This is a genomic window from Bradyrhizobium sp. BR2003 (assembly GCF_009720285.1).
Classification (GTDB): Bacteria; Pseudomonadota; Alphaproteobacteria; order Rhizobiales; family Xanthobacteraceae; genus Bradyrhizobium; species Bradyrhizobium elkanii.
Genome location: NZ_SMYJ01000007.1, coordinates 104817 through 117915, shown reverse-complemented (window position 1 = coordinate 117915; position 13099 = coordinate 104817). Strand labels below are relative to the sequence as shown.

Annotated in this window: 13 protein-coding genes; 8 read left to right on the top strand and 5 right to left on the bottom strand. The window is 65.2% G+C overall.

Annotated features, from left to right (window positions below; translation table 11 throughout):
- Nucleotides 1-171 precede the first annotated feature (171 nt).
- A complete protein-coding gene (locus E2I15_RS02285) occupies nucleotides 172-1218 on the top strand; it encodes a patatin-like phospholipase family protein (protein WP_028342694.1) in 1047 nt (348 codons plus the stop codon).
- A gap of 3 nt (nucleotides 1219-1221) precedes the next feature.
- Here the strand turns inward: E2I15_RS02285 and E2I15_RS02280 are convergent, their stop codons facing one another.
- On the bottom strand, nucleotides 1222-1650 hold the full coding sequence (locus tag E2I15_RS02280) for a CBS domain-containing protein (RefSeq protein WP_137479930.1): 429 nt from the start codon (nucleotides 1648-1650) through the stop codon (nucleotides 1222-1224).
- 192 nt (nucleotides 1651-1842) lie between these two features.
- Entirely contained in the window at nucleotides 1843-2640 is a 798-nt protein-coding gene (locus E2I15_RS02275) for a rhomboid family intramembrane serine protease (RefSeq protein ID WP_137479931.1), read from the bottom strand.
- 486 nt (nucleotides 2641-3126) lie between these two features.
- Here E2I15_RS02275 and E2I15_RS02270 point away from each other — a divergent pair, with 486 nt between their 5' ends.
- Both E2I15_RS02270 and E2I15_RS02265 read left to right on the top strand, forming a co-directional pair.
- Nucleotides 3127-3681, top strand: coding sequence for a PAS domain-containing protein (locus tag E2I15_RS02270; protein WP_137479932.1), 555 nt, complete (start codon nucleotides 3127-3129; stop codon nucleotides 3679-3681).
- A 128-nt stretch (nucleotides 3682-3809) separates the two neighbouring features.
- Nucleotides 3810-5543, top strand: coding sequence for an adenylate/guanylate cyclase domain-containing protein (locus E2I15_RS02265; protein ID WP_137479933.1), 1734 nt, complete (start codon nucleotides 3810-3812; stop codon nucleotides 5541-5543).
- 23 nt (nucleotides 5544-5566) lie between these two features.
- Here the strand turns inward: E2I15_RS02265 and E2I15_RS02260 are convergent, their stop codons facing one another.
- Nucleotides 5567-5953 (bottom strand): ester cyclase, encoded by a 387-nt coding sequence (locus E2I15_RS02260; protein WP_137479934.1) that lies wholly within the window; start codon nucleotides 5951-5953, stop codon nucleotides 5567-5569.
- Nucleotides 5954-6211: 258 nt separating this feature from the next.
- On the opposite strand from E2I15_RS02260, the gene E2I15_RS02255 reads away from it, so the two are divergent.
- From E2I15_RS02255 to E2I15_RS02240, 4 genes are all read left to right on the top strand, one after another.
- On the top strand, nucleotides 6212-6805 hold the full coding sequence (locus E2I15_RS02255) for a tetratricopeptide repeat protein (protein ID WP_137479935.1): 594 nt from the start codon (nucleotides 6212-6214) through the stop codon (nucleotides 6803-6805).
- A 201-nt stretch (nucleotides 6806-7006) separates the two neighbouring features.
- On the top strand, nucleotides 7007-8158 hold the full coding sequence (locus E2I15_RS02250; protein WP_137479936.1) for a DJ-1/PfpI family protein: 1152 nt from the start codon (nucleotides 7007-7009) through the stop codon (nucleotides 8156-8158).
- A 106-nt stretch (nucleotides 8159-8264) separates the two neighbouring features.
- Nucleotides 8265-10622, top strand: a complete 2358-nt coding sequence (locus tag E2I15_RS02245) for an Orn/Lys/Arg family decarboxylase (protein WP_137479937.1) — start codon at nucleotides 8265-8267, stop codon at nucleotides 10620-10622.
- Between the two features lie 18 nt (nucleotides 10623-10640).
- Complete coding sequence (locus E2I15_RS02240; RefSeq protein ID WP_018272300.1) at nucleotides 10641-11201, top strand: GNAT family N-acetyltransferase; 561 nt, start codon at nucleotides 10641-10643, stop codon at nucleotides 11199-11201.
- Nucleotides 11202-11503: 302 nt separating this feature from the next.
- Here E2I15_RS02240 and E2I15_RS02235 read toward each other — a convergent pair whose 3' ends face one another.
- Complete coding sequence (locus E2I15_RS02235) at nucleotides 11504-11725, bottom strand: dodecin (protein ID WP_026192947.1); 222 nt, start codon at nucleotides 11723-11725, stop codon at nucleotides 11504-11506.
- A gap of 244 nt (nucleotides 11726-11969) precedes the next feature.
- On the opposite strand from E2I15_RS02235, the gene E2I15_RS02230 reads away from it, so the two are divergent.
- Entirely contained in the window at nucleotides 11970-12551 is a 582-nt protein-coding gene (locus tag E2I15_RS02230; protein ID WP_170991601.1) for an HdeD family acid-resistance protein, read from the top strand.
- Nucleotides 12552-12684: 133 nt separating this feature from the next.
- Here the strand turns inward: E2I15_RS02230 and E2I15_RS02225 are convergent, their stop codons facing one another.
- On the bottom strand, nucleotides 12685-13071 hold the full coding sequence (locus E2I15_RS02225; protein WP_155262179.1) for a COG4315 family predicted lipoprotein: 387 nt from the start codon (nucleotides 13069-13071) through the stop codon (nucleotides 12685-12687).
- Nucleotides 13072-13099: the final 28 nt, after the last annotated feature.

Genomic DNA, 13099 nt, shown 5'->3' with positions numbered 1-13099 from the left:
GGAACCGCGCGATCAAGCCGATGTTAGCCCTGTCGTCGCGGTCCAGTCACATTCCCTGCCTACCGCGGACCACCCGGGCATGAATCATGCCTGTGGGAATAACCATGAAGACGGACGACGCTGGCGCAGCCATGCTGCGCGGCCTAGTCTCCCGCTGGCAGGAGATTTGTCGTGTTGGATAGCTGGATGGGCCGAGGCCACAAGAGCTCCGACGGCCCCGACAAGGTAGGACTGGGTACGGTTCGCCGGCCGGTCATCGGGCTTGCGCTCGGCGGCGGCGCCGCGCGCGGCTTTGCCCATATCGGCATCATCAAGACCCTGCTGGCCCACGGCATTGTCCCCAATGTCGTGGTCGGCACCTCGATCGGCTCCGTGGTCGGCGGCGCCTACGCGGCCGGCCATATCGAGACGCTGGAACAGTGGGCGCGCGGCCTGCAGCCGCGCAGCGTGCTCGGCTACCTCGACATCCGCCTCAACGGCTCCGGCCTGATCCGCGGCGCCAAGCTGGCCGCCGAGATCGAGGCCGCGCTGGGCCAGGTCATGATCGAAGACCTCACGGTCAAGTTCGCCAGCGTCGCCACCGAAGTGCGCACCGGGCACGAGATCTGGCTGACCCAGGGCCGCGTGGTCGACGCCATGCGTGCCTCCTACGCCCTGCCCGGCATCTTCGCGCCGGTCCTGATCGGCGACCGCTGGCTCGTCGACGGCGCGCTGGTCAATCCGGTGCCGGTCTCGGCCGCGCGCGCGCTCGGCGCCGAGATCGTCATTGCGGCGAACCTCTCCAGCGACGTGTTCGCGCACTCGACCACGATCTACAATCACGGCCCGTCGGCCGCGCCCGAGGTGACGGTTGCGGTGACCGCCGATGCCGAGCTCGAGCCGGAGCCGCCGAAGCGCCGGTTTGGCCGCTTCTTCTCCGCCGAACGCACCGTGAAGCGGGAGTTTTTCGGCAGCGCCAGCCGGCCCGGCATATCGAGCGTCATGGTCGACGCCTTCAACATCATGCAGGACCGCATCACCCGCGCACGCCTTGCCGGCGATCCGCCGGACATGCTGATCTCGCCGCGGGTCGGTCAGATCGGCTGGTTCGACTTCCACCGCGCCGACGACCTGATCGCGCACGGCATCCGCGCCGCCGAACGCTCCATCAGCGCGATCGAGGAAGCGATCGACATCCTGGTGCCGCCGTCGAGCGGCGCGGGCAGCACCGGAAAGTAGCACTCAGGCGGTCTTGATGTAGTCGCGCAGCGCCTCCTGCTCGCGCTCATATTCCTCCACGCGCCGCTTGACGATGTCGCCGATCGAGATCAGCCCGACCACCTTGCCGTCCTCGACGACAGGAAGATGGCGGAATTTTCCCGTGGTCATCATCTCCATGATGCCGCTGACCGTATCGGACTCGCGGCAACTCACGACTTTCCTGGTCATGACAGCGCTGACCGGTTCGTCCAGCGCGCCTGCGCCGCGCTCGCTGAGCACGCGCACGATGTCGCGCTCCGACAGAATGCCCTCCATGCGGCTCTGCTCCATCACAAGCACCGCGCCGATCTTGCGCTCGCCGAGCAGCTTGACCGCGGCCGAGAGCTTCGCGCCGGGCGCGACGCTCATGACCTGATGGCCTTTTGCATCGAGAATGGAACGTACCGTCATTGTCGGCCTCCCTGAATCCGTTCGTGCCCCGCCTTGGGCGGAGCCGAGCCTGTTCGCCAGAGTCTTCAATCAACAGTTCCGCGCCGATTTCGGTTCCGGGGCGCGGTGAGTAGCAGGGCCCGATTTGTCGGCCCGCCTTGTTTCTGCTTCGCAAAGATGATGGAGGAATTCGATCCAGCCCGCAAGCGGCGATCAGACGCGCCCCGACTGATCAACCGACGACGCATCTGCAGCATCGTCCCGCGTGCGCGGCACCGGATCGAACAACGAGAACAACAGCAGTCCGGCAACGAAGCCGCCGATATGCGCCTGCCAGGCGACGCTCGCGCCCTCGCCGCCGAGCGACAGCGAGGTGGCGCCGAACAGGATATTGACGCCGAACCAGATCGCCAGGAAGGCGAGCACCCGTCCGTTGCGCAGCGCCCGCCACAGCGACAGCGCAGGCACCCTGGCCGCCGCCTCGGCATCGCCACGGCTGAACGAGAGGAAGCTGCCCTTCACGAAGGCAAAGCGGATCGCCGCCGCCATCGTCCCCGACACCGAAGCCGACGCTCCGATCATCGGCGCAATCGCGTGCTCATGGGTCAACAGATGCGCGAGCGCGCCGGCGGCCGCCGTCACCGCCATGAAGACGAAGAAACGCAGCGCACCGAAGCGGCGCGCCAGCGCGCTGCCGAACGGCAGCAGCCACAGCACGTTGAAGCCGATATGGGTGAGGTTGGCGTGCAGCAGCGAATAGGTGACGAAGGTCCAGACCTTGGCGCCTTCGCCGCCCGGAAAGGTGATATCGAGCAGCGTCGAATCGTAGCGCTTCGGGATGAAGCCGAAGACGTCGATGGTCCAGTTCTCCAGCTCCGGGGGCAGCAGCACCCTCAGATGGATCACCGCGATCAGGAGGATGTAGGCGGTGAGCGCCGGCGGCAAGGTCAGGATCGGCTCGCGCGGCGCCTCCGGCGGCGGCGCGAGCGGGGATTCGGGATGGGAGTCCAAGGGGTCGGCGACCTCGATGCGGCGGTGGATCAGAGATAGGCGGCTTTCGCCCCCCTGTGCAAGTGCACAATCCCGAAATCGGACACCGGGTGTCGCGCAGCGCGGAATCGGGACAAAAGAAAAGGGAGGGCGCTGAGAACGCCCTCCCTGATCGGCTGGTCTTCTCGTGCCCCGGAGGGATCGGGAGAACATCCCCACCCCTCCCCGCACGGTGACCAAACTGTTTGACGCCACCTGTGTACCAACGGCACCGACGCTTGGGGCAGCCGGCGCGAACGGGAACGCGCGGACCCTACCCGCAGGTTCCACGGGCACCAAGGGCATAGTTAAATTTACGTTAACGACACAAACCTGCCGATAAGCCGGCCAAAGCGCGGCCACGGCATGGACGCTGCACAGCCTTCCCTGCACAAGAGAGAAGGGAAGGCGCCTGAGCAAAACCGGGACAGATGTGTCCCGCTGAGACAGGCGCCGGGCAAGGTTTAGATGAAACACAGCTCGAGCCGCGCGTTCTTCGCCTATTGGAATGCGAAGCGCGGCAACGCACGTGCACCTGAGAGGAGTGAGTTCGAGCCGTCCGCGGTCCGCGACCTCCTGTCCGACATCTTCGTGCTATCCTATGACGGCGAGACCCGCTTTCCGTTCCGCGTCGCCGGCACCCGCACCTCCGCCCTGCTCGGCTGCGATCTCAAGAACCGGAGCTTTTCCGCCCTGTTCACCGGCGAGAGCCGCGGCGAGATCGAAGACATCATCACCTGCGTCGTCGAAGAGACCCTGCCGGCCATCGCCGGCATCACCGCCACGACCGAGGCAGGCGCCAAGGCGCATCTGGAATTGCTGCTGCTGCCCTTCACCGCCCGCGTCCATATGCCGGCGAGCCTCACCGGCCTGCTCGCCCCGTTCGAGGACGACGTCAGCCGGCTGCACGACCTGGTGCTGACCTCGTGGCGTTACCTGCATCCCCAGGAGCGGTTCGTGCCGCGGACCCTGCGCAAGCTCGCCATCGCCCGCGGCCTGATGGTCTACGAAGGCCTGCGCTAGCCGCCGGCGCCCGCCTTGGGACGCGATGGCAGGCGCCGGTCCTTGCACCGCGCCCCGCGGAACTCTATTAGCTGTCTGGCCGCCACGGCGGGGTGGACCCGCTCATTGCAGCTGCGGCCGGGCTGGGCATGTTTCGAAATTCGATCAGGCAGAAGATCGTCGGCATTGCCGCGGGACTCATCATCCTCGCGGTGATCACCTCGCTGCTGTCGATGGTGATGGCGGGCCAGGTCGGCCATCTCCTCGACGAGCTCACCAACCGCTACATCCCCGCCTATGGCCACCTCGCCCGCGTCAACATCCGCGCGCTGGAGCGGTCGCTCGCCATGCGCCGGATGATGATGGCGAAGATGCAGGCGCCGGCCGAGGACTCCGGGTACGAAAGCGCGCGCAAGGCTTTCGAGGAGATCGAGCCCCTGATCAAGCGCGAGGCCGACGCGGCGCGCACGCTGATCGATGCGATCATCGTCGATCCCTCGACGCCATCCGACAACGCCGCGCTCGGACGCCTCGACGACCGCATCGACAATGCCGTCAACGATCTCCTGATGCGGCTGAACGCAGAGAACAAGACGCTGCTCGAGCAAATCGAGGCCAAGGACTTTGCGGCGGCGAAAGCGACCACGCTCCGCGCCGACGGCCTGCGCGACGACTTCAACACCAGGATCGAGGGCATCCGTTCCGACATGCTGGCGCAGGTCGCCTCGGCCGCCGCGAAGGTGATGAGTGCCCAGCAGCGGGCGATCATCATCTCCGGCGTCGTGACCGCGATTGCCGCGATCCTCGGCTTCGTGTTCGCGATGCTGGTCGGCAGCGGCATCACGCGTCCGGTGATGCGCCTGCTCGAAAGCACCCGCGAAGTCGAGGCCGGCCGCCTCGACGGCGCCATCACCATCACGACCCAGGACGAGATCGGCCAGCTGTCGGCCGCCTTCAACCGCATGATCGAGACGCTGCGCCACAACCAGCGCATCCGCGAGACGTTCGGCCGCTACATCAATCCGCGGATCGCCGAGGGCCTGCTCGAACAGCCGGCGATCGCCGCGACCGAAGGACAGCGCCGCGTCATGACGGTGATGTTCTGCGACATGAAGGGCTTCACCAGCCTGAGCGAGGGCGTGACGCCGAGCGGCCTCGTCAAGATCATGAACCTCTATCTGTCGACGATGTCGGCGCCGGTCCATGCGCATCGCGGCATCATCGACAAATATATCGGCGACGCCATCATGGCTTATTGGGGTGCGCCCTTCGTCGAGGAAGCCGAGCAGACCCATCTGGCCGCGCTTGCCGCCATCGACATGATCGGCCAGGTCAACCAGCTGCGCAAGGATCTGCCCGAACTGCTCGGCGTGCGGGTGATCCCGGCCGATTGCGACATCCGGATCGGGATCGCCACCGGCGAGGCCCTGGTCGGCAGCATCGGCTCCGAGTTCATGATGAGCTACACGGTGCTCGGCGACACCGTGAACCTCGCCTCGCGGCTGGAAGGCGCCAACAAGTTTTACGGCAGCCGCAGCCTGATCTCGGATGCAACCGCGGCCGCTTGCGCGGCGACGATCGAGCTCCGCGAGATCGATCGTCTCGTCGTGATGGGGCAAACCCAGCCGGTCGCGGTGTTCGAAATCCTCGGCAAGAAGGACGAACTGACGCCGGCGCAGACAGAATTGCGGCAGCGTTACGCGGACGGTCTCGCCGCCTATCGCGACCGCCGCTGGGATGACGCCGAGCAAGCCTTCGCCGCGGCGCTGGCGGCGGCGCCCGGCGACGGCCCGTCGATCGCCATGAAGGCGCGCGTCGCAGCCTTCAGGCAAGATCCGCCGGCGGCCGATTGGGACGGCGCCTGGCATCTGGAGCGGAAGTAACCGCATCACGCTCAGCTCCGCCGCTACAGCTGGGCCTCGATCGCAGCCTTGTCGATCACCGACCAGACCTGCACGATCTTCCCGTCGCGGAATTCGTAGAACACGTTCTCGGCGAAGGAGACGCGTCTGCCGTCGATAGCGAGGCCCAGAAATCGTCCCTTCGGCGAACAGTCGAACGCCAGCCGGCTCGCGACATGAGACGCATCCGACACCAGCAGTTCGATGTTGAAGCGAAGGTCCGGGATGTCGCGAAAGTCCCGTTCCAGCATCTCGCGATAGCCGGACAATCCGAGCCGCCGGCCGTTGTGGCACACATCCTCGTCAACGAACCGACCGAGTTGCGGCCAGTCCTGGCGATTCAAACAAGCGATGTAGCTCCGGTAGATCTCGGCGAGCTCCGTCTTCATCATCGATCGTCCTTCTTGCCGCGGGTGCAGATGGCCATTGAGCATTTGAGTGCGATTCTAACACCGATGTTAGTTTCGACTCCGATGTCCGATGGCGCCAACAAAACACTCAGCCAGCGTGCACGCGAAAGCGCGACGTCCCGAAGAGACAGTGCGATTGCCGCTTCGGCAAACAATTTCTCGGAACGCGCGGAATGTCTCTCGCGATCGGGAGTTAGTGCTTCAGGCCAATGACTGTCCTTGTCAAATCGGGAGGTGTCCATGATCAAGTCACCGATGATGCTTGCGGCATTTCTGACAGCGCCGATCATTCTGTTCCCACCGCAGACCGCCATCGCGGCTGGCGGAGGTGGCGGCGGCGGTGGTGGTGGCGACCCATACGGGTCGAGCTACGGCACTCCCGCGCCGTCCTATCCCCAGGAGAAGGACAAGAGGACCACGCAGAAGAGAAAGCCCGCCAAGCAGTCCAACTTCGACGATCCGGCATTCCGCGAGGGCTATCGCGCGGCCTATGCGACAATCTACGAACACAACGACTACGCCGCCGCGATCGATCAGTTGCACGCACTCGGCCGCGATGATCGTCCTGATGTCGCGAACCTGATCGGCTATTCCTATCGCAAGCTCGGCGACTACAAGCAATCGCAAGTCTGGTACGAACGTGCGCTCAAGACCGATCCGAACCACGTCCTGACGTGGAACTACTACGGCCTGTGGCAGATCGAACAGGGAAACCGCGACCAGGCGCAGTATCATCTGCAGCGGATCGCCGAGATCTGTGGCACCGACTGCGATGAGTATCGGACGCTGGCGGCGGCACTGGAAAAGCCGCCGGGTACGAACCTCGTCTACTGAGCGCGTCGCGTAGCCCGCGTGGGCGGAGCGGCATGCGGGGAAGCACCGGCCCCGGATGTCGCTGCGGCTCGTCCGGGCTACGCGTTTGAGCCGCGTTGTTGGCATGTCCGTTTTTGCGGGAATTTCGCCGTTTTGGTCGACGTGACCGGCGAGTAGCTTGCGTGCCGGGCGAGGCACGCGGATACGTTGAGATCGATCATCATGACCTGGCGGCTTCTCGCATGGAGCGGCATCACCGTTGCCGCGCTGGTTCCAATCATCGGCGGCATCTGGCTCTTCACCCTGCCCGCCGCATCGGCGTTCCGGGTTCCGCCTCCGATCGCCAAGGCCGAGCAGGATGCAACGCTCGCGGCGCTGAAGCCGCCGAAGCGGGCGCGACCGCTGATCGCGATCCTCGGCATCAACGACATGACCGAGACCACCGACTATCTGATGCCCTACGGCATCCTCAAGCGCGCCGATGTTGCCGATGTCGTCACGCTGGCGACGGGACCCGGTCCGGTCGCGCTGTTCCCGGTGCTGAAGGTCGAGCCCGATGCGACCATCGCCGCATTCGATGCCGCACATCCCGACGGCGCCGACTACGTCATCGTGCCGGCGATGAGCCGCGACGACGATCCCACAGTCATGCAATGGATCCGGCAGCAGGCGGAGAAAGGCGCTGTGATCGTCGCCGTCTGCGCCGGCGCCAAGGTGCTCGCCTCGACCGGCCTGCTCGACGGCAGGCGCGCCACCACGCACTGGTTTTACCTGAAGAACTGGCGCAACAAACATCCCGAGATCCGGTACGTCGCCGACCGCCGCATCGTGGCGGACCACGGCGTCGCGACGACGACGGGGATTTCGGCGTCGATGCCGATGTCGCTAACCCTGATCGAGGCGATCGCCGGCCGCACCAGGGCCGAGGCCGTCGCCCGCGAGATCGGCCTGCCCGGCTGGGACGCGCGGCATGACAGCAACGCCTTCAAGTTCACCCGTCCTTTCGCGCTGACCGCCATCCAGAACACGCTGGCGTTCTGGAACCGGGAACAGCTCGGCCTCGCGCTTGCTCCCGGCGTCGACGAGGTCTCGCTGGCGCTGGTCGCCGACAGCTGGTCGCGCACCTATCGCTCGCACGCCGTGACCTTCGCCGCGACCGGCGACGCCGTGACGACCCGCAACGGCCTGCGCGTCTATCCGCAGGTCGTGGCGTCGGCCTGGTCCGCAGATGGACTGCTGCCCGCGGTCGGAACCGCACCGCCCGCGCAGGCAATCGACCGGGCGCTTGCCGGGATCGAGACACGCTATGGCCGTGGTACGGCGGACTTCGTCGCCATGCAGCTCGAATATCCACGGGCTGACGCCGTGCAGTGAGGGATTGCGTCCCCAACACCGTATTCGATCCTCGATCCACCCCATTGTCATCTGCCTGTCATGAATTGTGCCGACACGTCAGCGCCGGACCAGTTCGGGGACACGCATGGACTATTTCAAACGCTTCAACTTCCTGTTCGCAGCGCCGGTGTTCGAGGCCGACGACCTCGAGGGCATCCGCTTCAATCAGATCATCGCCGAGATCGAGCGCTCCGGCTTCGAGGTGGTTCGCGCCCGCAAGCTGGAGGATGCCGAGATCGCGGTGCAGACCGATGCCGCGATCGGCTGCATGGTGGTCGACTGGGGCAAAAAGGGCCTTGAAGGCAAGACCGCGGCGCTGATCAATCTGATGCGCCGGCGCGGCCTCGACTTCCCGATCATCCTCCTGATCCGCCGCAAGCGGTTCGAGGACCTGCCGGTCGAGGTGCTCGACTTCATCGACGGCTACGTTTTCTTGTCCGAGGAAACCCCGCCCTTCATCGCCAAGAACCTGATCTCCAGGCTGAAGCAATATGCCGAGAACTTGAAGACGCCGTTCTTCGGCGCGCTGGTCGACTATGCCGAGGAAGGCAACCAGCTCTGGACCTGCCCGGGCCATAATGGCGGCGTGTTCTACAGCCGCAGCCCGATCGGGCGGGTGTTCGTCGAACATCTCGGCGAAGCGGTGTTCCGCGACGACCTCGACAATTCGGTGCTCGACCTCGGCGACCTCCTCACCCATGAGGGTCCGGCGCTGCGGGCGCAGAAGGAGGCGGCGAGGATCTTCGGCGCCGAGAAGACCTATTTCGTGCTCAACGGCACCTCAACCTCCAACAAGGTCGCGCTCGGCTCGCTGGTCACCGACGGTGACCTCGTGCTGTTCGACCGCAACAACCACAAGGCCGCGCATCACGGCGCACTGCTGATCGGCGGCGGCATCCCGGTGTACGTGCCGACGGTGCGCAACGCCTGGGGCCTGATCGGACCGATGCGCTGGGACCTGCTCGACGAGGGCACGCTGCGCGATCACATCCGCAAGCATCCGCTGGTGCGGGACGAGAACGCCTGGAGGAAGGAGCGTCCGTTCCGCGTCGCCGTGGTCGAGCAGTGCACCTATGACGGCACCATCCATTCGGCCGAGATGATCCTCAAGCGGATCGGCCATCTCTGCGACTATATCCTGTTCGACGAGGCCTGGGCCGGCTTCATGAAATTCCACCCGATCTATTCCGGCCGCTTCGCCATGGGATTGTCCGATCTCGGCCCCGAGGCGCCCGGCATCATCGCGACCCAATCCACCCACAAGCAGCTCGCGAGCTTCTCGCAGGCCTCGCAGATCCACATCCGCGACCGCCACATCAAGGGCCAGAAGCGCCGCGTCGAACACCGCCGCTTCAACGAAAGCTTCATGCAGCACGCCTCGACCTCGCCGTTCTATCCGATCTTCGCCTCGCTCGATGTCGGCGCGCAGATGATGAAGGGGCGCTCGGGCGAAGTCTTGTGGGACGACACGATCCGGCTCGGCATCGAGCTGCGCAAGAAGATCCGCGCGGTGAAGCGCGAGTTCGAGGAGAAGGAGACGCGCCCCGAGCGGCGCTGGTTCTTCGAGCCGTTCGTGCCGGACCGTGTGAAGATCCCCGACGTCGCGCGCGAGAACGGCGCGCACAATGTCGCCTGGGAAACCATCTCGACCGACCAGCTCGCGACCAATCCGTCCTACTGGCAGCTCAGTCCCGGCGAAACCTGGCACGGCTTCCCCGAGCTGACCGCGGGCTTCGCCATGACCGACCCGAACAAGCTCACATTGCTGACGCCGGGCTTCGATCACGCCACCGGCGCCTACGCCGATCACGGCATCCCCGCGCCGGTGGTGGCGCAATATCTCCGAGAGAACCAGATCGTCGCCGAGAAGAACGACCTCAACTCCCTGCTGTTCCTGCTGACGCCCGGCGTCGAGGCCAGCAAGGCCGGCACGCTGGTGTCGGGGCTGGTCGCCTTCAAGAAGCTGCACGACGACAACGCGCTAATCGAGGACGTCATCCCCGAATTCTTCCGCCGCCGCCCGCAACGCTATAGCGGCGTGCGGCTGCGCGACCTCTGCGGCGACATGCACCGCTTCTTCCGCGACGGCGGCGTCAGCACGCTGCAGGCCAGGCAATTCCTGCCCGAGCACCTGCCCGAGATCGCGATGTCGCCGCGCCAGGCCGCACAATATCTGATCCGCAACGATGTCGACTACCTGCCGATCGACCAGATCTTCAGCCGCGTCGCCGCGACGCCGTTCGTGGTCTACCCGCCCGGCATCGCCACCATCGTGCCCGGCGAGCGGCTGTCGGAACGAAGCAAGCCGATGATCGATTACCTCAAGATGTTCGAGGCGAGCTTCAATGCGTTCCCCGGCTTCGAGGTCGAAGTCCAGGGCATCTACAAGGAGATCGACGACTCCGGCCGCGTCCGCTTCTACACCTATGTCGTGTCCGAATAGGCGAACGGGCGCAACACAATGGAGAATGATCACAAGATCACCGTCCGTCCGTCCCGCGACGGCGACGTCGACGCCATGCTGTCGATCTACCGCCACCACATCCGCCGTGGCGTCGAGGAAAGCGTCGACGACAGCGGCACGCCGGAGCCCGACGATCTGCGCGACCGCCGCAAGAATCTGCGCAACACCCGCCTGCCCCATCTCGTCGCGATCTGTGACGGCGAGGTGGTCGGCTACGCCTATGTCGTACTGTTCCGCAAGCGTCCGGCCTACCGCTACACGGTGAAGCATTCGATCTATGTGCATCACCGCTTCACCGGCCAGCGCGTCGGCGGCCGGCTGCTGCAGGAGTTGATCGATACCTGCGCCGCCGCCGGCTTCCGCCAGATGATCGGCTACATCGACAGCGACAACGCCGCCTCGCTCGCGCTGCACGACCGCTTCGGCTTCGCCCGCGTCGGGCATTTGCCCGGTGTCGCCTATCGCTATGGCCGCTGGTCCGACACGGTGATGGTGCAGCGCTCGCTCGCCGCCGGCGCCACCGCCCCGCCGCCGCCCGCGCCGCTGTCGCGACGGTGATGGGCACGGCACTTCCCATTCGTCGTCCTGGCGAAAGCCAGGGGACCCATAGCCACCGAATTTCAGCGGATGGGATTGTGGCCCAAGCGTCGCGCAACAATTGAGAGTTGGAGCAATGGGTCCTGGCTTTCGCCTGGCTTTCGCCTGGACGAAGATGAGGCGCATTCAAGACATCAAACAACGGTGTCATCGCCCGGAAATGCGGGCGATGACGGCTGTGATGGGGATACGGCTTCGCAGTCTCGCGACATCATTTGCCCGAGCTTTGACAGCCCGTAGGATGGGTCGAGCGCCTGAACGCCCTACTCCAGCGTAAAGCCGACCCGCAGCGCCACTTGATAGTGCCGGATCTTGCCGTCCTCGATATGGCCCCGCGTCTGCACCACCTCGAACCACTTCATTTCCCGGATCGTCTTTGACGCGCGGCTGACGGCGTTCTCGATCGCCGCCTCGATGCTCTTGTCCGATGATCCGACCAGTTCCAGGATTTTGTAGACGTGATCCTTGTCGTGCGTGGCGGGCATATCGACCTCCTCTGTGGATGCGCGATCCGGACCGCTTGCGCTGCGGTTCGGACAGTCCATCGTCCGATGCGGGCCGGCCGTCGTCAAACCGACGAATGCTGCGCGGCAACACACCGGACGAGCTGAATCAACGTGTCGCGGCGCCTTTGGTGCCAGCATGCATTTCGTGCCAGCTGCGCACCTGCCCTTGTCCGTGGCTTGACCTATGGTAGCATGGTTTCATCAAGTATTCGGGAGCGATACGATGTCCACTGCGTCCAGCTCACCCGCCACACCTCCTCACAGCCTCGGATCCGGGCTTTCCAACCTCCGCGCCAAGTGGGGCTGGATCGTTGCCCTCGGCGTGATCTACCTGATCGCAGGCGTGCTCGCCTTCGGCAGCGTCTTCTTCGCCACCGTCGTCAGCGTGCTGTTCGTCGGCGCCATGATGATCGTCGCCGGCGTCGCCGAGATCATCAACGCGTTCCAGTTCAAGACCTGGGGCAAGTTCCTGTTCTGGCTGCTGCTCGGCGCGCTCTATGTCGTCGCCGGCTTCGTCACCTTCGAGAACCCCCTGCTCGCGGCAGCGACGCTAACGCTGTTCCTCGGCGTTGCCCTCGTCGTCTCCGGCATCGTCCGCATCTTCCTCGCCTTCGGCATGAACTCGGAAGCGCCGTGGGGAATGGTTGCGGTCTCCGGCCTGATCACGCTCGTGCTCGGCGCCATGATCCTGGCGCGCTGGCCGGTGTCGAGCCTCTACGTGCTCGGCATTTTCCTCAGCGTCGATCTGATCTGCGCCGGCGTGAGCTGGATCAGCATGGGCATGGCGCTGAAGCGCAGGGCGTGAGGCGCGATCGTCGCCTCAGGCACGATCGAACGGTATGTTAACGTCAGCGTAACCCGCCGCATGTTTTGCGTGCGGAGAGACGGCGGGTTGCGCTTGCGCTAACCCGCCGTGCGCTCAATCCGCCCGCAAGCCCTCAGGGCTGCGCGAGGTGCCAGGCGCCGTTGAGGAAGCCGTCGCCGGTGATGTCGCCGGCCTTCTGGTCCTTGGCGAAGGTATAGAGCGGCTTACCCTTGTAGGCCCACTGCTTGGAGCCGTCGTCACGCGAGATGATGGTGAAGCCGCCTTCGGCCTTGTCGCTGGCGTCCGCCTTCAAGACCGGCCAGTTCGTCGCGCACGGACCGTTGCAGGCCGACTTGCCTTCTGAATCCTTATCGAAGGTGTAGAGCGTCATGCCCTTGGTGTCGGTGAGGACGGAGCCCTTCGCGCTGGTTCCGGTCTTGGTCGGCGGCGCGGCAAAGGCGGTCGAGGCGAGCGCAAGCGACATGGCGGTGGCGAGCGCGAGCGAGATCGATGTCTTCATGATGTCTCCTTTTCGAATGCAAATGGCT